This window comes from Microbispora sp. ZYX-F-249 (genome assembly GCF_039649665.1).
GTDB lineage: Bacteria > Actinomycetota > Actinomycetes > Streptosporangiales > Streptosporangiaceae > Microbispora > Microbispora maris.
Genome location: NZ_JBDJAW010000015.1, coordinates 94712 through 113301 on the forward strand (window position 1 = coordinate 94712; position 18590 = coordinate 113301).

Here is an 18590-nt window from a genome sequence, read left to right on the forward strand (position 1 = left end):
ACCAGCTGTTCGCCCCGGTGAACGCGAGGAGGCGAAGATGCCGCACGTCAATATCAAATACTTTCCGCGCCCCCTGACCGGTGAACAGGAGGCCGCGCTGATCGCCGCGGTGAGCGGCGCCGTACGGGAGGCCTTCGAGTGCGACGAGGGCGTCGTCTCGATCGCGCTCGAACCGGTCGCGCAGGAGGAGTGGGACCGGCTGGTCTACCAGCCCGAGATCGTCGGACGCGGGCATCTGCTCCGTAAGACCCCGAACTACTGATGAACGACGACCAGGCGCCCGCGCCGCGCGGACAGCGGACCCCGGGACTGCTGCGCATCCTGGCCGAGGACCTGCGGACGATCGTCGAGCGGGATCCGTCCGTCCTCGACCGGAAGGAGGCGTTGCTGCACCCGGTGCTTCCGGCGCTGTGGCTGCACCGCGTCGCCCACCGGCTGCACCGGCGCGGCCGGCGGCTGACGGCCCGGTTGCTGATGCTCCTCGCGCGCGCCGTCACCGGGGTGGAGATCCACCCGGGCGCGGTGCTCGGGCGCCGGGTCTTCCTCGACCACGGCGCGGCCGTGGTGATCGGGGAGACCGCGGTCGTGGGCGACGACGTGACCATCTACCACCAGGTGACCCTGGGAGCGGTCGGCTGGTGGCGCGACAACCTGCGTCCGGACGGGGAACGGCGGCACCCGGTGATCGGGGCCCGCGTGGTGCTGGGCGCCGGCGCGACCGTTCTCGGCCCGGTGCGCGTGGGCGACGACGCCGTCATCGGAGCGCGGGCGCTGGTCGTCGGCGACGTGCCCGCCGGCGCGCGCGCCCTCGCCCCCCTGGGTGCCGTTTCCGAGCCTCGCGACAGGGCCGTTCAGGCCCGCCCGGCCCCACCACCTGACGAAAGGAATGGATCGATGAATCCGGACAGCACGGTCCTGATCGTCGGCGCCACCGATGAGACCGTACGCACGGCCAAGGAACTCGGCCTGAGCGTGCTGCTGCTCCAGCACCCCACCAAGGTCAACGCCGAGCAGGAGAGGCTCGCCGACGTCCTGCGCGTCCTGGACTACACCGACTGGGCGGCCGTCGAGCCCGTCGCCAGGCAACTGCGGGAGGAGCCCGGCTTCCGCGTCGCGGTCTCCATCACCGAGCCGGGACTGGAGAACGCGGGACGGATCAACGACCTGTTCGGCCTGGGCGGCACCGGTTACGAGGTCACGCGCCTGTTCCGCGACAAACTGGCCATGCGCCGCCACCTGGCCGGCCTCGACCCGTCCGCGGTGGCCGCCGCGCCCCTCCTGCGGCGCGGCGACCTCGACGCCTTCGCGGCCGCCCACGGCTACCCGTTCATCGTCAAGCCGACCGACGCGACCGCGAGCATCGGCGTCTTCCGGGTCGCCGGGCCCGAGGACGCCGAGCGGGTCTGGGCGACCGTGGAGGGACTGCGCGGCACGCGGACCGACCGGGTCTCGACGATGTACCTCCTGCAGGACTTCTTCATGGAGGAGTACGTGGAGGGGCCGGAGTTCAGCGTCGAGGCGTTCAGCTTCGCCGGCCGCCACGTGGTCGTGGCGATCACCGAGAAGTTCGGCCACCACGACAGCTTCGCCGAGCTCGGCCACGCCGTGCCCGCCCGGCTCGCGGAGCCGGAGCAGGAGCGGATCCGCGCCGCCGTCGCCCGCTTCCTCGACCGGATCGGGCTCAGGGACGGCGTCACGCACACGGAGGTGCGGCTCGGCGCCCGCGACGCGGTCATCATCGAGAGCCACAACCGCGTCGCCGGCGACATGATCCCCCAGCTCGTCCGCGCCGCGTACGGCATCGACATGATCGAGTACGCGCTCGGGTGGCCGTTCGGACTGGTTCCCGAGTTGCCCGACCGGCCCGAGGCGCACGCGGGGGCCTGCGTCCGGTCGCTGGTGAGCGAGCCGGGACGGGTCGAGTCGGTGGAGGGCGTCGCCGAGGCCGCCGCGCTGGAGGGCGTGCTGAACGTGCACGTCACCGCCAAGCCCGGCGACACCGTGCACGCCATGCGCGACAACTGGGACAGGCTCGGCCTGGTGGCCGTGACCGGCCCCGACACGACCGAGGCGATCCGCCGCGGCGAGCGGATCGCGGGGGACGCCATCCGGATCCGGGTGGCCGGCGAGGACGGACGGACCTGGCTCGCGCGCGTGGCCGAGGTCCGATCGCTGACGGAGGCGCCGGCATGAGCGTCGTGATCCTGCACCGCAACCCGCTGGAGCCGTTCCCGTACGACCGCTGGCTGCGCGACTACGAGGGCCCGGTGGTGATCCTCGCCGCCCGCGACAGGTTCGAGCCGTTCGGCGAGCCGATTCCCGAGGGCGACCTCGGCTACACGCACCTGGAGCTCTTCGACCACGACGACGAGGTGCCCGGGCGGATCGCCCGGCTCGCCGCCGAGTACGGCGCCACGCACCTGATCGGGGAGCACGAGGCCGACGTGCTGCGCGTGGCGACCCTGCGCGAGGAGCTCGGCCTGCCCGGTCCCCTGGCCGGCGACGTGCTGCCGTTCCGGGACAAGGCCCTGATGAAGGAGCACGCCGCGCGGGCCGGCGTGGAGGTCGCCCCGCACACCGTGCCGGAGACCGCGGCGGACGTGCTGGCCTTCGCCGACGTCCACGGGTTCCCCCTGGTGTTCAAGAACAGGTCCGGGTTCAACTCCATCGGCCTGCGCATCCTGCGCGACCGGGAGGCGCTGACGGCCTTCCTCACCGAGGCGTACGGCTCGCGGCGGGACGACCTGCTGCTGGAGGCGTACGTGCCCGGCCGCATGTGCCACGTCGACGGGCTGGTGGTGAACGGCGAGGTCGTGCTGGCCTGGCCCTCCCAGTACCAGTACGAGCTCGCCTCGTTCGGCACCGACCCCGGCTCCCGGGTCGACCTGGCGCTCGACCCCGGCGACCCGCTCACCGGCCGCCTGCTGGAGCTGACCGGGCGGACGCTGGCGGCGCTGCGCCGGCCCGGCGGCCGGCTGCGCGACCACGCCTTCCACGCGGAGATCTTCCACACGCCCGACGATCGGCTGGTGCTGTGCGAGATCGCCTGCCGGTCCGGCGGCGGGAAGATCCGCGAGGTCTTCCACACCCTGTTCGGGGTCAACCTCGCCGAATGCTCCATCCGGGCCCAGCTCGGCCTGCCTCTGCCGGACGTGGAGCGGGCCGTACGCCCCGGGCGACGGCCGGAGCCGGCGCGGATGGCCGGCCAGGTGCTGATGATGAAGCGGCCGGGACTGATCCAGGCCCTGCCGGACGCGCCGCGGGAACCCTGGGTGGAGCACTTCTGGCTCTACGCGCGGCCGGGCCAGGTGGTCCCGCCCGCCTCGGGCTCCGCCGACTTCCTGACCGTGGCCATCGCATCCGCCCCCACCCGCGCGGAGTGCGAGCGCAGGCTCCGGTCGCTCGGCGCCCGGCTGGAGGAGCAGGTGCGGATCGAGGCGGTGCCGTCGTGACCCGCCCGTCGACGCGGGCGCGGTACATGGCCGGAATGGTGATCGACGCCACCGGCAGCGGCATGTACCTGCCCCTTTCCCTGCTGTTCTTCCACCACGTCACCGGGCTGCCGATCGAACGGGTCGGCGTGATCATGACCGTGGCGGCGCTGTTCAGCCTGGTGGGCAACCCCGTCGCGGGCATGCTGGTCGACCGGTTCGGCGCGCGCGCCGTCGTCGTCGGCGGCTACCTGGTGCGTGCCGCCGGGTTCGCGACCTACCCGCTGGTGGACTCGCCGCTGACGATGTTCCTGGCGGTGGCGCTGGTGGCCTTCGGCGACGGCTCCTACCCGCCGTCGATCCAGTCGTTCGTCGCCGCGATCGCGCGGGGCGCGGACCGGGACAGGCTCCTCGCCGCGCAGCGCAGCCTGCGCAACGCCGGCCTCGGCGCGGGCGGCCTCATCGCGGGCGCCGCCCTCGGCCTCGGCAGCGACGCCGCCTACCGGGTGATCGTCCTGGTCAGCGCGGCCGCGTTCGTCGGCGCCGCGCTGATCCTCCGCACGATCCCGGTTCCCGGCGGACAGGCGCGTACGGCGGGGCGGGCGGCGCCGGCCCGGCGGGGCGGGGGATACCGGCTCGTCCTGCGCGACCGGACCTTCCTCGCGCTGACCCTGCAGAACGTGCCGACCGCCTTCGGCTACATGGTGCTGTCGGTGGCGCTGCCCGTCTACGTCACCCAGGAACTGGGCGTCCCCGCCTCGCTGGTCGGCGTGCTGTACGCGGTCAACACCGTGGGCATCGCGCTGCTGCAGATACCGGTGACGCGGCGGCTGATCCGGTATCGGCGCACCCGCACCGTCGCGGCGGGCGCCGCCACCTTCGCGGCGTCGTTCGCGGTGTTCGCCCTGCTGGCCGGGGTCACCGTCCAGTCGGTCGCCCTCGCCGGGGTCTTCGCCGCGACGGCGCTGTTCACCCTGGGGGAGATGCTGCACGGCGCGCCGCTGTCCGCGCTCGTGTCGAGCGCGGCCCCCGAGGAGACCCACGGCAGATACATGGCGACCTACCAGTTCTCCTGGGCCATCCCGACCACACTGGCCCCGGCCGTGCTGACCGCGCTGCTGAGCCTGTCGCCGGCCTCCATGTGGCTGCTGCTCGCGGCGGGCGTCGCCTGCTCCGCCCTCACCATGCTCCGCCTGGAGTCCCGGCTGCCCGCCCAGGCCGTCCACCCGCGGATACCCGAGGACCCCGAACAGACGCAACCGGATGACCGTCGCGCCGCGACGGCGACACAGAAGGCTGGTGTGGACTGATGGGAAGATCGAGTTGGCACGTGCTGCGGGGAGAGGACCCCGCGTACGCGCTGCCGGAGGCCGCGGGGCAGTGCGGCTGGGTCAGCCAGTTGCGGCCGCTGATCGCCGAGATGACCGAGCCGGGCGACGTCGTGCTCGACCCGTTCGCCGGCTGGGGCACCACGCTGGTGGCGTGCGCGGTCGAGTCCCGCAAGGGCATCGGCCTGGAGGTCTCGCCCGAGCGCGCGGAGCAGGCCCGCCGGCGTCTGGAGGCGTATCCCGGCCAGACGATGCTGTGCGCCGACGCCCGCAAGCCACCGCTGCCCGAGGAGTCGGTGGACTTCGTCCTGGGAGACCTGCCCTACTTTGGCACCAACCTGGACACCGACTCCACGGTGGACGGTCAGCTCTACGCGCTGCGCGACTACGAGGACTACCTGAGCGCGCTCGACGACGTGTTCGCCGCGGTGACGAGGATCATGCGGCCGGGCGCGCGTGCGGTGCTCGCCGTGCAGAACCGCCGGCTGGGCGGCAGGTTCGTGCCGCTGGCCTGGGACGTCGCCCGGGTGCTCGGCAGGCACCTGACCCTCGGGGACGAGCGGATCCACTGCTACGACCGGCCGGTGAGCGACGACGACCCGATGGTGACCAACCGCTCGCACGAATACCTGCTGGTGGCCGCGAAGGAGCAGGCATGATCCCCCTCGTCCGCAGTGACATAGCGACCAGGATCGACGACCTCATCGGCAACACCCCCCTGCTCCGGCTCGCCCTCGACGGCCTGCCCGCGGGCGCCACCGTGCTCGCCAAACTCGAGGCGGCCAACCCGCTGTCGAGCATCAAGGACCGGGTGGCGCTGCGCATGATCGAGGAGGCCGAGGCGTCCGGCGCGCTGACCCCCGGCGCGACCGTGATCGAGTCCACCTCGGGCAACACCGGCATCGCCCTGGCTGCGCTCGCGGTCAGCAGGGGTTACCCGTGCATCGTGGTGATGCCCGACAACGCCTCGAAGGAGCGCGCGCTGACCCTGCGCATGCTGGGCGCCCGGGTCGAGTTCACCGACCACGTCCTCGGCTTCCAGGGCTGCGTCGACCGGGCGCTGGAACTGCACGCCGCCGTCCCGGGATCCTGGTACGCCCGCCAGCACGAGAACCACGCCAACGTCATGGCCCACTACACGACCACGGGACCGGAGATCTGGGCCGCCACCGGCGGCGAGGTCGACGTGCTGGTCTGCGGGGTCGGGACCGGCGGCACGCTCACCGGAACGGCCCGCTACCTGCGCGAGCGCAACCCCCGACTGCGCGTGGTCGCGGCCGAGCCGGAGGGCTCACCCCTGCTGTCCGGAGGTCCCCCCGGGCCGCACCGCATCCCCGGCCTCAACGGCGGCTTCATCAGCCCCGTCACCGACGTCACCCTCATCGACGACGTGATCACCGTGCCGGACGCCGAGGCGGCCCGCATGACCCGCCTCATCGCGGCCACCACCGGGCTGCTGGTCGGGGTCTCCTCGGGCGCGGCGGCGTACGGCTGCGCGGAACTCGCGCGCCGCCGGGACCTGTCGGGGCAGACCATCGTGACGATCTTCCCCGACACCGGTGAGCGCTACCTCAGCTGGTGGCCGGCCTGACCGCCGCTCCGGCCGCCACGGCGCCCGGAGGTCAGCGGTCGGTGCCGCGGTCGCGGCGGCGCAGGTAGCGCTCGAACTCCGCGGCGATGGCGTCGCCGCTGGCCTCGGGCAGCTCGGCGGCGTCCTTGCGCTCCTCCAGCTCCCGCACGTATTCGGCGACCTCGCTGTCCTGGGCCGCCAGCTCGTCCACGCCGTGCTCCCAGGCCCGGGCCTCCTCGGCCAGGTCGCCGTACGGCATCGGGATGTCGAGCATGTCCTCGATGCGGCGCAGCAAGGCCAGGGTGGCCTTCGGGTTGGGCGGCTGGGCGACGTAGTGCGGGACCGACGCCCACAGGGACACCGTACGCAGCCCCGCGGTGCCCAGGGTGTGCTGCAGCACGCCCACGATGCCCGTCGGGCCCTCGTACTTGGTCATCTCCAGGTTGAGCGCGCGGGCCATGCCGGGGTCGCTCACCGAGCCGGTGATCGGCACGGGCCGGGTGTGCGGCGAGTCGTTGAGCAGCGCGCCGAGCAGGATGGCCAGCTCGATGCCGAGATCGTGGCAGAGCCCGACGATCTCGGCGCAGAACGACCGCCACCGCATGTTCGGCTCGATGCCGCGCAGCAGCACCACGTCGCGCTTGGCGCCCTGCGGGCGGGCCAGCAGCAGCCGGGTCGTCGGCCAGACGATCGAGCGGGTCAGGCCGTCGCCGAGCTCGACCACCGGCCGGGTCACCTGGAAGTCGTAGTAGTCCTCCGGGTCCAGCTCGACCAGCGGGGTGGCCTTCCACTCGGACTCGAGGTGTGCGAGCACGCCGCTGGACGCCTCGCCGGCGTCGTTCCATCCCTCGAACGCGGCGATCAGCACCGGGTCGACGAGCTCGGGGAGCCCTTCGAACTCGATCACGCGCCGCCTCCTCACTGGCCTTGTGCAGTATGGCTCAGTCCAAGACTATTCGGTGAGGGGCCCCGTACGTCACCTCCGCCGGGCACCGGCCCGTCGCGCTGCCCCGACCTGCGGCGCCGCTCCGGCGGCCGGGAATCGGCCGCCCCTTACCCGGCCGGTATTCCCGTTTCGCGCGCACGATCCGTGTTCCGTCCGGCGGGGCCGATAGGCTTGGTCCATGACCAGCAGACCGTCGTTCCGAGAAGTGCTGTCCGAGCGAGTTCTGATCGCCGACGGAGCGATGGGGACGATGCTGCAGTCCTACGACCCCACCCTTGACGACTTCCAGGGCCACGAGGGCTGCAACGACGTGCTCAACGTGAGCCGGCCCGACATCGTGCGGGCCGTGCACGACGCGTACCTGGAGGTGGGCGTCGACTGCGTCGAGACGAACACCTTCAACGCCAACCGGGCGGCCCTGGGCGAGTACGGCATCGAGGACCGCATCTTCGAGCTGTCCGAGGCCGGCGCGCGGCTGGCCAGGGAGCGGGCCGACCACTGGTCGACGCCGGACAGGCCCCGGTTCGTCCTCGGCTCGATGGGTCCCGGCACGAAGCTCCCCACGCTCGGCCACCTGCCGTACGAGACGCTGCGCGACGCCTACCGCGACAACGCCGCAGGCCTGGTCGCGGGCGGGGCGGACGCCCTGATCATCGAGACCTGCCAGGACCTGCTGCAGGTGCGGGCGGCGGTCGTCGGAGCGAAGCGGGCGGTCGAGGCCGCCGGGCGGGACGTGCCGATCATCGCGCAGGTCACCATCGAGACCAACGGCGCGATGCTGCTCGGCTCCGAGATCGGCGCCGCGCTGACCGCGATCGAGCCGCTCGGCGTCGACCTGATCGGCCTCAACTGCGCCACCGGCCCCACCGAGATGAGCGAGCACCTGCGCTACCTGGCCAGGCACGCGCGGATCCCGATCTCCTGCATGCCGAACGCCGGTCTGCCGCAGCTCACGGCCGACGGCGCGTACTACCCGCTGAGCCCGGCGGAGCTGGCGGACGCGCACGAGGCGTTCACCCGCGACTACGGGCTCGCGCTGGTGGGCGGCTGCTGCGGCACCACCCCCGAGCACCTGCGCCAGGTGGTCGAGCGGGTGGGCGGCCGCGCCCGCGCCGAGCGGCGGCCCCGTCCGGAGGCGGGCGCGGCGTCGCTCTACCAGCACGTGCCGTTCCGCCAGGACACCTCCTACCTCGCCATCGGCGAGCGGACCAACGCCAACGGCTCCAAGGCGTTCCGCGAGGCGATGCTGGCCGGGGACTACGAGGAATGCGTGGAGATCGCCCGGGCGCAGGCCCGCGACGGCGCGCACATGCTCGACCTGTGCGTCGACTACGTCGGCCGTGACGGCGTGACCGACATGAAGGAGCTGGCCTTCCGGTTCGCCACCGCCTCGACGCTGCCGATCGTGATCGACTCCACCGAGCCGGCGGTGCTGGAGGCCGGGCTGGAGATGCTCGGCGGCCGGGCCGTGGTCAACTCGGTGAACTACGAGGACGGCGACGGCCCGGACTCGCGCTACCAGAAGATCATGCGCCTGGTGAAGGAGCACGGCGCGGCCGTGGTCGCGCTGACCATCGACGAGGAGGGCCAGGCCCGCACCGCCGAGGCGAAGGTGCGGATCGCCACCCGCCTCGTCGAGGACCTCGTGAACTCCTGGGGCATGCGGGTCGAGGACATCATCGTCGACTGCCTCACGTTCCCCATCGCCACCGGCCAGGAGGAGACCCGGCGCGACGGCCTGGAGACGATCGAGGCGATCCGCGAGCTCAAGCGCCGCTACCCGGGTGTGCAGACCACGCTGGGCGTCTCCAACGTGTCGTTCGGCCTCAACCCGGCCGCCCGCATGGTGCTCAACAGCGTCTTCCTGAACGAGTGCGTCAATGCGGGGCTCGACTCCGCGATCGTGCACGCCTCCAAGATCCTGCCGATGAACCGGATCCCGGACGAGCAGCGGCAGGTCGCGCTCGACCTGGTGTACGACCGCAGGCGCGAGGGCTACGACCCGCTGCAGCGGTTCATGGAGCTGTTCGAGGGCGTGGACGCGGCGTCCATGAAGGCCGGCAAGGCGGCCGAGCTGGCCGGGCTGCCGCTGTGGGAGCGGCTCAAGCGGCGCATCATCGACGGCGAGCGCAAGGGCCTGGAGGCCGACCTCGACGAGGCCCTGGCCCAGCGGCCGGCCCTGGAGATCATCAACGACGTGCTGCTCGACGGCATGAAGGTCGTCGGCGACCTGTTCGGCTCCGGCGAGATGCAGCTGCCCTTCGTGCTGCAGTCGGCCGAGGTGATGAAGACGGCCGTCGCCTACCTCGAACCGCACATGGAGAAGGTCGAGGGCAGCAGCAAGGGCCGCATCGTGCTGGCCACGGTCAAGGGCGACGTCCACGACATCGGCAAGAACCTCGTGGACATCATCCTGTCCAACAACGGCTACGACGTGGTGAACCTCGGCATCAAGCAGCCGGTGTCGGCGATCCTGGAGGCCGCCGAGGAGCACCGCGCCGACGTGGTCGGCATGTCCGGGCTCCTGGTGAAGTCCACGGTGGTCATGAAGGAGAACCTCGAGGAGATGAACTCCCGGGGGATCGCCGACAAGTATCCGGTGCTGCTCGGCGGCGCCGCCTTGACCAGGGCGTACGTCGAGCAGGACCTGGCCGACCTGTACCGGGGCGAGGTCCGCTACGCGCGTGACGCGTTCGAGGGCCTGCGGCTCATGGACGCCTTCATGGCGGTCAAGCGCGGCGAGGACGGCGCGACGCTGCCGCCGCTGCGCGCGCGGCGGGTGAAGACCGGGGCGGTGCTCACGCGGACCGCCGAGGAGGACCTGCCGGCCCGCTCCGACGTCGCGGCGGACAACCCGGTGCCCACCCCGCCGTTCGTCGGCGACCGGGTCGTGAAGGGCGTCCCGCTGGCCGACTACGCCGCCTTCCTGGACGAGCGGGCGACGTTCATGGGCCAGTGGGGCCTCAAGGCCGCCCGGGGCGGCGACGGACCGTCGTACGAGGAGCTGGTCGAGACCGAGGGCAGGCCCCGGCTGCGCATGTGGCTGGAGCGGCTGCAGACGGAGAACCTGCTGGAGGCGGCGGTGGCCTACGGCTACTTCCGCTGCGTCAGCGAGGGCGACAGCCTGATCATCCTGGACGACGACGGGAAGGAGCGGACCCGCTTCACCTTCCCGCGCCAGCGTCGCGACCGGCACCTGTGCCTGGCGGACTTCTTCCGCTCCCGCGAGTCCGGCGAGACCGACGTCGTCGCCTTCCAGGTCGTCACGATGGGCAACCGGATCAGCGAGGCCACGGCGGAGCTGTTCGCGAAGGACGCCTACCGCGAATACCTGGAGCTGCATGGCCTGTCGGTGCAGCTCACCGAGGCGCTGGCCGAGTACTGGCACGCGCGGGTGCGCTCGGAGCTGGGCATCGGCGGCGACGAGTCGCTGGCCGACATGCTCAAGGTGAACATCGCCGGCTGCCGCTACTCCTTCGGCTACCCGGCCTGCCCCAACCTGGAGGACCAGGTGCAGGTCATGGAGCTGCTCGACCCGTCGCGGATCGGCGTGACGCTGTCGGAGGAGTTCCAGCTGCACCCCGAGCAGGCCACCTCGGCCCTGGTCGTCCACCATCCCGAGGCGAAGTACTTCAACGTCTGACCGGCCGCATCGGCGTCCACGGGCGCCCCTTACCATGTTGGTCCCCCCTGATCGGGGGTCTCACCGGGGGAAGGGGCCACGTGGACGCCGTGCTGTTCGACATGGACGGATTGCTCGTCGACACCGAAGGGGTGTGGTTCGAGGTCGAGACCGAGGTGGTCACCCGCCTCGGCGGAGCCTGGGGCCCGGAGCACCAGGAGCAGCTCGTGGGCGGCTCCTGGGACCGCACGGTCGCGTACATGCTGGAGCTGACGCAGGCCGACGTCGACCCCGCGGTGGTGGGGGAGTGGCTGATCGACGGGATGGAGAGCCGCCTGTCGAGAGGCGTCGAACCCATGCCGGGAGCGCTCGACCTGCTGCGCGGGCTCGGCGACCACGGGGTGCGCACCGCGCTGGTCACCTCGTCGCTGCGGATCATCGCCGACGCCGTGCTGAAGGCCGTGGGCCGGGAGCACTTCGAGATCGTCGTCACGGCCGACGACGTCACGAACACCAAGCCGCACCCGGAGCCGTACCTGACCGCGGCCGGCCTGCTCTCGGTGGACCCAGAGCGGTGCGTCGCGCTGGAGGACTCGCCGAACGGCGTCGCCTCGGCGACCGCGGCGGGCTGCCGGGTGGTCGCCGTGCCGGGCGTCCTGCCGATCGCCCAGGCGCCCGGGCGGGTCGTCATGCCCTCGCTGGTCGACGTGGACGTCGAGTTCCTGCGGGCGCTCGTCCGGTAGCGCGGGCCCCCGCATGATCGCGCCGCGGGTGCCAGGATGGGGGTACACCGTGGACTAAGGGGGCCCCGTCATGACATTCAACGACATCGCCTGGCTGCCGCTGTGCGCCGGCCTCACCGCGGTGGGAATCGGGCTCAGTTACCTGGCCTTCCGGCGCCGGGGGGTGACCGCCGGCCTGCGGGCCACCGCCTGGTCCCTGCTGCCGTTGGCCGCCTATCTCACCGGCGCGCTGCAGACGCTCTGGAACATCGGCGCGGCGGCGGTGGGTTTCGTGACCGGCCTGGTCCTGTCGCCCTCCGTCTGGGCCGGAGTGATCCTGGCCGGGCTGTCGGCGCTGCTGTTCGTCGTCTCCGGCACGCTGCGCGGTCGTGCCCTGTCCCGGTCGCGTACGGCACGGCCGGAGCCGGGCGGCGCCACCGCGGCGCCCGGGCGGGCCGCCACGCCTGACACGGTCACCCCTAAAGCGGCACAAACCGGGAAGACGGCACCGCGTCAGGTCGAACAGACCGCTGCGGATGATTTCTCGGACATCGAGGACATCCTGAAGCGCCGCGGGATCAGCTGATCATCCCACATTGTGGGACCAAGTTACCGGCCAGTGCAATGTCACAGTCCCAAGACATAATCGGAACGCGACTCCGACAAACCCTTCAAGATCAACACGAATGAGTTTCGCGTGAATCACAGTTGAGCCACAGGGCGCCTCTGGGGACTGGTCAGCCCAGCTCAGACCATAGATTCTGCCTCCGGGGGTCGCACACCACGCGGGCCCCCTACGGACAATGTCGTCTGGGATCCAGGGGGCCTGCACCAAATGGCCGTGCGAGGCAAGGTCGTGAGCGGCCACCGCTACTCCGCCGCCGGATCGATCCCGGGCTTCCCCGAGCATGTCACCGCGGGCGCGGTCGGCTCGGGCAGGGCGAAGGAGGATCGATGACCGCGCCGATGGACGTCACCGGTGGGGACGCAAAGGCCACCCCGGAGGCCGTCGTCGACGGGGCGGGCAGGAAGGCGATCCAGGGCCGGTCCCTCGGTCAGATCGCCTGGATGCGTCTCAAGCGCGACAAGGTCGCGCTCGCCGGCGGTCTGATCGTCATCTTCCTGATCCTGGTCGCGGTCTTCGCCCCGGTGATCGCCGGAGCGTTCGGGCAGGACCCCACGCAGTTCAACTCCGATCTGATCGACTCCTCCACCATGGCGCCCAAGACGGGCACGGGCATCAGCGCCGACCACCTGTTCGGCATCGAGCCGGTCAACGGCCGCGACATCTTCAGCCGGGTCGTGTACGGCGCGCGGATCTCGCTGCTCATCGCCTTCCTGGCCACGCTTCTCTCGGTGGTCATCGGCACCCTGCTCGGGGTCACCGCGGGATACTTCGGCGGCCTGGTCGACTCGATCATCAGCAAGGCCATGGACGTCTTCCTGGCCTTCCCGATTCTCGTCTTCGCGATCGCGCTGGCGGGCGTCGTCCCCGACTCGGCGTTCGGCCTGACCGGCGACACGCTGCGCGTCTCGCTGCTGGTGTTCATCATCGGCTTCTTCAACTGGCCGTACATCGGGCGGATCATCCGGGGGCAGACGCTGTCGCTGCGCGAGCGGGAGTTCGTGGACGCGGCGCGCAGCCTCGGGGCGCGGGGGCCGTACATCATCTTCCGCGAGCTGCTGCCGAACCTGGTCGCGCCGATCCTCATCTACTCGACGCTGCTGATCCCCACGAACGTATTGTTCGAGGCGGCGCTGTCGTTCCTCGGGGTCGGCGTGCGCCCGCCCACCCCCACCTGGGGTGGCATGCTCGCCGAGGCGGTGCGGTTCTACACGATCCCGCACTTCATGTTCTTCCCCGGCATGGCGATCTTCATCACGGTCCTGGCGTTCAACCTGTTCGGCGACGGCCTGCGGGACGCTCTCGACCCGAAGGCCCGCTGAGCCCTCCCTTTCCCCGTAAAGTCCCCCGGCTCCTATCACCAAGGGGTTTGCAATGCTAAGAAGAAGACTGGGTATGGCGGCCACCGGCGCCGTGCTCGCCCTCGCCGTGGCCGCCTGCGGCGGCGGTTCGGGCAGCAGCACGCCGTCGTCCTCCGGCGGCGCCGCCGACGGCGGCGCGAACGCCACGGGTGAGTTCAACGCCGCCCTGACGGGGGTGGTCAACCCGTCCGACAAGAAGGGCGGCATCCTCAAGTTCGCCAACGGCGGTGACTGGGACTCCCTCGACCCGGGCGACACCTACTACGGCTACTCCTGGAACTTCATCCGCCTGTACGGCCGGTCGCTGCTGATGTTCAAGTCCGCCGTGGGCAAGGAGGGCAACCAGCTCACCCCCGACCTCGCCGAGGACCTGGGCACGCCCAGCGACGACGCCAAGACCTGGACCTACAAGCTCAAGAAGGGCATCAAGTTCGAGGACGGCACCCCGGTCACGTCCAAGGACGTGAAGTACGCGGTGGAGCGGTCGTTCGACAAGGAGGTGTTCCCCGACGGATACACCTACTTCAACGACTTCCTCGACTGGCCGAAGGGCTACAAGGGCGCGTACAAGTCGAAGGACGTCAACACCGACAGCGCCATCGAGACGCCCGACGACTACACGATCGTCTTCCACCTGAAGCAGCCGCTGAGCAACTTCGACTACTTCGCCCAGCTTCCCGCCACGATCCCGGTCCCCAAGGACAAGGACACCGGCGCGAAGTACAAGGAGCACATCATCTCCACCGGGCCGTACAAGTTCGAGAAGAACGAGATCGGCAAGGGCTTCACGCTGGTCCGCAACGACCAGTGGGACCCGGCGACGGACCCGAACCGCAAGGCGCTGCCGGACGGCTACGAGGTCTCCACCAACGTCAACGCCGACGACATCGACAACCGGATCATCGCCGGCGACCTCGACGTCGACGTCGCGGGCATCGGCATCCAGTCGGCGGCCCTCGGCCGGGTCCTGTCCGACCCCGCCATGAAGGCGAACTCCGACAACCCGACCAGCACTCGCCTCTGGTACACCTCGATCAACGGCAACGTCGCGCCGCTCGACAACATCGACTGCCGCAAGGCCGTCCAGTACGCCACGGACAAGGTCGCCCTCCAGACCGCCTGGGGCGGCGAGTTCTCCGGCGGTCAGATCGCGACCAGCCTGCTGCCGCCGGCGATCCCCGGTCACGAGGACTTCAACCTCTACCCGCCGGGCGCCGACAACAAGGGTGACCTGGCCAAGGCCAAGGAGGCGCTGACCGCCTGCGGCCAGCCGAACGGCTTCGAGACCAACATCTCCTACCGCGCCGAGCGGCCGAAGGAGAAGCAGGCCGCCGAGGCGCTGCAGCAGTCGCTCGGCCGGGTCGGCATCAAGCTCACGCTCAAGCCGTTCCCGCAGGCCGACTACTTCGCCCTGTACGCCGGCAAGCCGGGCTACGCCAAGGAGAACAAGATCGGCCTGGCCATGAACGGCTGGCAGTCCGACTGGCCCGACGGCTTCGGCTTCCTGCAGCAGATCGTCGACAGCCGCGTCATCCGCGAGACCGGCGGCTCCTCCAACATCAGCGTCCGCGACCCCGAGGTCGACAAGCTCGTCGACCAGGCGATGAAGGAGACCGACACCAACGCCCGCAACGCGATCTGGACCCAGATCGACAAGAAGGTCATGGAGGACTCCTTCATCCTGCCGAACGTGTGGACGAAGACCCTGCTCGTGCGCAGCAAGAACGCGACGAACATCTTCGTCAACGACGCGTACGGCATGTACGACTACCTCGGCATGGGCGTCAAGTAAGCGCCCGCCGAGACCAGAAGATCCGATAGACGCGTGAACGCGGCAAGGGGGCCGGTCCCACAGGGCCGGCCCCCGGAGCCGGGGGGACTGTGGTCACATACATCATCCGGCGGCTGATCTGGGCGGTCGCGATGCTCACCATCGTGAGCATCGCCACGTTCGCCATCTTCTTCCTGGTGCCCCGCCTGGCGGGCGCCACCTCGGAGAGCCTCGCCGCGCGCTACGTGGGGCGCACCGCCTCCGCGGAACAGGTGAAGATCGCGGCTGAGAAGCTCGGCTTCAACGATCCGCTGATCGTGCAGTACGGGCGGTTCGCCAAGGGCATCGTCGCCGGAGCCGACTACGACTACGGTCCCGGCGTGGAGCACTGCCCGGCGCCCTGCTTCGGCTACTCCTTCCTCACCCGGCTTCCCGTCTGGCCGGACCTGCTCAACCGGCTGCCCGTGACGATCTCGCTGGCCATCGGGGCCGCGGTCATCTGGGTGATCGCCGGTGTCGCGACCGGCGTGCTGTCCGCGCTGAGACGCGGCAGCTTCTTCGACCGGGCCGCGATGAGCGTCGCCCTGGCCGGCGTGTCACTGCCGATCTTCTTCACCGGCATCGTCTCGCTGGTCGTCTTCAGCTACGGCACACCGTTCCGCATCACCGCGCCGGGCGGGAGTTTCACGCCGTTCGAGGAGAACCCGGCGATGTGGGCCTACAACCTGATCCTGCCGTGGATCACGCTGGCCTTCCTGTACGCCGCCGGCTACGCACGGCTCACCCGGGCGGGCATGCTGGAGACGATGAACGAGGACTACATCCGCACCGCCCGGGCCAAGGGCCTGCACGAGCGGACGGTCGTGGTCAAGCACGGCCTGCGCGGCGCGCTGACCCCGATCATCACGATCTTCGGCCTCGACCTCGGCCTGCTGCTCGGCGGCGCCGTGCTCACCGAGAGCACCTACTCGCTGCCCGGCATGGGCAAGTACGCGATCGACGCGATCCTCGCGCAGGACCTGCCGAAGGTCATGGGCGTCGTGCTCGTCGCCGCGTTCTTCGTGGTCTTCGCGAACCTGATCGTCGACCTCCTGTACGCCGTCGTGGACCCGAGGGTGAGGCTGGGATGAGCTTCCTGGAACTGAAGGACCTGCGGATCCACTTCCCGACCGACGACGGCCTGGTCAAGTCCGTCGACGGGCTGTCGTTCACGCTGGAGCGGGGCAAGACGCTCGGCATCGTCGGCGAGTCCGGCTCCGGGAAGAGCGTGACCAGCCTCGGCATCCTCGGCCTGCACAAGGGCGGGCGCGCCCGCATCTCCGGCGAGATCTGGCTGGACGGCGAGGAACTCGTCGGCGCCAGCCAGGAGCACGTGCGGACGCTGCGCGGCAAGAAGATGGCGATGATCTTCCAGGACCCGCTGTCGGCGATGCACCCGTTCTACACGGTCGGCAACCAGATCATCGAGGCCTACCGCATCCACAACGACGTCAGCAAGAAGGTCGCGCGCAAGCACGCGATCGACATGCTCGGCCGGGTGGGCATCCCGCAGCCGGAGCGGCGCGTGGACAGCTACCCCCACGAGTTCTCCGGCGGCATGCGGCAGCGCGCCATGATCGCGATGGCGCTGAGCTGCGACCCCGAACTGCTGATCGCCGACGAACCGACGACCGCGCTCGACGTGACCGTGCAGGCGCAGATCCTCGACCTGATGCGCGACCTGCAGCGCGACTTCGACGCCGCGCTGATCGTCATCACCCACGACCTCGGCGTCGTCGCCGAGCTGTCCGACGACATCCTCGTGATGTACGGCGGCAAGTGCGTCGAGTACGGGACGTCCGAGGACATCTTCGAGCGGCCGGAGCACCCCTACACCTGGGGCCTGCTCGGCTCGATGCCGCGGCTGGACCGCGAGCCGACGGAACGGCTGCTGCCGATCAAGGGCTCGCCGCCCTCGCTGATCAACGTGCCGTCCGGCTGCGCCTTCCACCCGCGCTGCGCGTTCGAGGAGCGTACGGCCGGGCGGGCCGCGACGGAGGTCCCCGAGCTGCTGGAGACCGAGGGCGGCCACCTGGTGCGCTGCCACCTGACGCGCGAGCGCAGGCGCGCCATCTGGGACAACGAGATCAAGCCGAACCTGGAGGCTTCGTGAACGAGGAGCCCTTGCTGTCCGTACAGGGGCTGGAGAAGCACTTCCCGGTCACGAAGGGCCTGCTCAAGCGGCAGGTCGGCGCGGTCAGGGCCGTCGACGGCATCAGCTTCGACGTGAGGAAGGGCGAGACCCTCGGCCTGGTCGGCGAGTCGGGATGCGGCAAGACCACCACCGGACGCCTCATCACCCGGCTGATCGAGCCCACCGGCGGCAAGATCGTCTTCGAGGGCAACGACATCTCGCACATGTCCCAGGGCCGGTTGCGCCCGCTCCGCAGGGACGTGCAGATCATCTTCCAGGACCCCTACAGCTCGCTCAACCCCCGGCACACGGTCGGCGCCATCGTGGGCGCGCCGTTCCGGATCCAGGGCATCAAGACCGAGCAGGGCACCAAGAAGGCGGTCCAGGAGATCCTCGAGCTGGTCGGCCTGAACCCGGAGCACTACAACCGCTATCCGCACGAGTTCTCGGGCGGCCAGCGCCAGCGCATCGGCATCGCCAGGACGCTCGCGCTCAAGCCCAAGCTGATCATCGCGGACGAGCCGGTCTCCGCGCTCGACGTGTCGATCCAGGCCCAGGTCGTCAACCTGCTGGAGGACCTGCAGAGCGAGCTCGACCTGACGTACGTGGTGATCGCGCACGACCTGTCGGTGGTCCGGCACATCAGCGACCGGGTCGCGGTGATGTACCTCGGCAAGATCGTCGAGATCGCCGACCGCAAGGGCCTGTACGAATCGCCGATGCATCCGTACACCAACGCGCTGCTGTCGGCGGTGCCGATCCCGGACCCGAAGCGGCGCAAGGAGCGGGAGCGCATCCGGCTGCAGGGCGACGTGCCCTCCCCGCTCAACCCGCCGCCCGCCTGCCGGTTCCACACCCGGTGCTGGAAGGCGCAGGACATCTGCCGGCAGGTCGAGCCGCCGCTGCTGACGCTGGCCCCCGGCCACCAGGCGGCCTGCCACTTCCCGGAGAACGCGCCGTCCGGGAGCGCCGCCGCGGCGCAGCAGGAGCCGGCCGCCGCGCCCGCGGACTGAGCCCGGCCACGCCCCCGGCCCGGCGACG

The 18590-nt window shown here is 70.7% G+C and carries 15 protein-coding genes; 14 read left to right on the plus strand and 1 reads right to left on the minus strand.

The annotated features are described in order from the left end of the window. Positions 1-37 precede the first annotated feature (37 nt). The 6 genes from AAH991_RS19500 to AAH991_RS19525 are packed head-to-tail and all read left to right on the plus strand — an operon-like array spanning position 38 to position 6350. The gene (locus AAH991_RS19500) at positions 38-262 is read left to right on the plus strand and encodes a tautomerase family protein (protein ID WP_346227286.1); all 225 of its coding nucleotides are present in this window, start codon (positions 38-40) and stop codon (positions 260-262) included. Further along, entirely contained in the window at positions 262-2193 is a 1932-nt protein-coding gene (gene epsC, locus AAH991_RS19505) for a serine O-acetyltransferase EpsC (protein WP_346227287.1), read from the plus strand. Before AAH991_RS19500 ends, epsC begins: the two co-directional genes overlap by 1 nt. Next, on the plus strand, positions 2190-3452 hold the full coding sequence (locus AAH991_RS19510) for an ATP-binding protein (protein ID WP_346227288.1): 1263 nt from the start codon (positions 2190-2192) through the stop codon (positions 3450-3452). The genes epsC and AAH991_RS19510 overlap by 4 nt, the downstream gene beginning before the upstream one ends. Beyond that, positions 3449-4741 carry an MFS transporter gene (locus AAH991_RS19515; RefSeq protein WP_346227289.1) on the plus strand — a complete coding sequence of 431 codons (1293 nt, stop codon included), beginning with the start codon at positions 3449-3451 and terminating at the stop codon, positions 4739-4741. Before AAH991_RS19510 ends, AAH991_RS19515 begins: the two co-directional genes overlap by 4 nt. After that, positions 4741-5418 (plus strand): TRM11 family SAM-dependent methyltransferase, encoded by a 678-nt coding sequence (locus AAH991_RS19520; protein ID WP_346227290.1) that lies wholly within the window; start codon positions 4741-4743, stop codon positions 5416-5418. Before AAH991_RS19515 ends, AAH991_RS19520 begins: the two co-directional genes overlap by 1 nt. After that, positions 5415-6350 carry a PLP-dependent cysteine synthase family protein gene (locus AAH991_RS19525; protein ID WP_346227291.1) on the plus strand — a complete coding sequence of 312 codons (936 nt, stop codon included), beginning with the start codon at positions 5415-5417 and terminating at the stop codon, positions 6348-6350. Before AAH991_RS19520 ends, AAH991_RS19525 begins: the two co-directional genes overlap by 4 nt. Before the next feature lie 31 nt (positions 6351-6381). On the opposite strand, the gene AAH991_RS19530 is transcribed toward AAH991_RS19525, so the two are convergent. Then, positions 6382-7236, minus strand: a complete 855-nt coding sequence (locus tag AAH991_RS19530; RefSeq protein ID WP_346227292.1) for a PAC2 family protein — start codon at positions 7234-7236, stop codon at positions 6382-6384. A gap of 217 nt (positions 7237-7453) precedes the next feature. Here AAH991_RS19530 and metH point away from each other — a divergent pair, with 217 nt between their 5' ends. The 8 genes from metH to AAH991_RS19570 all read left to right on the plus strand — a co-directional run bounded on the left by metH (position 7454) and on the right by AAH991_RS19570 (position 18562). Continuing rightward, on the plus strand, positions 7454-10918 hold the full coding sequence (gene metH / locus AAH991_RS19535; RefSeq protein WP_346227293.1) for a methionine synthase: 3465 nt from the start codon (positions 7454-7456) through the stop codon (positions 10916-10918). A gap of 80 nt (positions 10919-10998) precedes the next feature. Beyond that, positions 10999-11640, plus strand: a complete 642-nt coding sequence (locus AAH991_RS19540; protein WP_346227294.1) for an HAD family hydrolase — start codon at positions 10999-11001, stop codon at positions 11638-11640. Between the two features lie 70 nt (positions 11641-11710). After that, positions 11711-12205 carry a cellulose synthase gene (locus AAH991_RS19545; RefSeq protein ID WP_346227295.1) on the plus strand — a complete coding sequence of 165 codons (495 nt, stop codon included), beginning with the start codon at positions 11711-11713 and terminating at the stop codon, positions 12203-12205. A 368-nt stretch (positions 12206-12573) separates the two neighbouring features. Further along, positions 12574-13566 (plus strand): ABC transporter permease, encoded by a 993-nt coding sequence (locus AAH991_RS19550; protein WP_346227296.1) that lies wholly within the window; start codon positions 12574-12576, stop codon positions 13564-13566. A gap of 73 nt (positions 13567-13639) precedes the next feature. After that, positions 13640-15397, plus strand: a complete 1758-nt coding sequence (locus AAH991_RS19555; protein WP_346227297.1) for an ABC transporter substrate-binding protein — start codon at positions 13640-13642, stop codon at positions 15395-15397. An 89-nt stretch (positions 15398-15486) separates the two neighbouring features. Continuing rightward, complete coding sequence (locus AAH991_RS19560) at positions 15487-16506, plus strand: ABC transporter permease (protein WP_346227298.1); 1020 nt, start codon at positions 15487-15489, stop codon at positions 16504-16506. Then, the gene (locus tag AAH991_RS19565) at positions 16503-17528 is read left to right on the plus strand and encodes an ABC transporter ATP-binding protein (RefSeq protein ID WP_346227299.1); all 1026 of its coding nucleotides are present in this window, start codon (positions 16503-16505) and stop codon (positions 17526-17528) included. Before AAH991_RS19560 ends, AAH991_RS19565 begins: the two co-directional genes overlap by 4 nt. After that, positions 17525-18562, plus strand: a complete 1038-nt coding sequence (locus AAH991_RS19570; protein ID WP_346227300.1) for an ABC transporter ATP-binding protein — start codon at positions 17525-17527, stop codon at positions 18560-18562. Before AAH991_RS19565 ends, AAH991_RS19570 begins: the two co-directional genes overlap by 4 nt. Positions 18563-18590 lie beyond the last annotated feature (28 nt).

Bases quoted from the DNA above. Each gene is read 5' to 3' on its own strand.
- epsC (WP_346227287.1), top strand. From the start codon at position 262: ATGAACGACGACCAGGCGCCCGCGCCGCGCGGACAGCGGACCCCGGGA.
- AAH991_RS19565 (WP_346227299.1), top strand. From the start codon at position 16,503: ATGAGCTTCCTGGAACTGAAGGACCTGCGGATCCACTTCCCGACCGAC.
- AAH991_RS19500 (WP_346227286.1), top strand. From the start codon at position 38: ATGCCGCACGTCAATATCAAATACTTTCCGCGCCCCCTGACCGGTGAA.
- metH (WP_346227293.1), top strand. From the start codon at position 7,454: ATGACCAGCAGACCGTCGTTCCGAGAAGTGCTGTCCGAGCGAGTTCTG.
- AAH991_RS19510 (WP_346227288.1), top strand. From the start codon at position 2,190: ATGAGCGTCGTGATCCTGCACCGCAACCCGCTGGAGCCGTTCCCGTAC.
- AAH991_RS19545 (WP_346227295.1), top strand. From the start codon at position 11,711: ATGACATTCAACGACATCGCCTGGCTGCCGCTGTGCGCCGGCCTCACC.
- AAH991_RS19525 (WP_346227291.1), top strand. From the start codon at position 5,415: ATGATCCCCCTCGTCCGCAGTGACATAGCGACCAGGATCGACGACCTC.
- AAH991_RS19550 (WP_346227296.1), top strand. From the start codon at position 12,574: ATGACCGCGCCGATGGACGTCACCGGTGGGGACGCAAAGGCCACCCCG.
- AAH991_RS19555 (WP_346227297.1), top strand. From the start codon at position 13,640: ATGGCGGCCACCGGCGCCGTGCTCGCCCTCGCCGTGGCCGCCTGCGGC.
- AAH991_RS19520 (WP_346227290.1), top strand. From the start codon at position 4,741: ATGGGAAGATCGAGTTGGCACGTGCTGCGGGGAGAGGACCCCGCGTAC.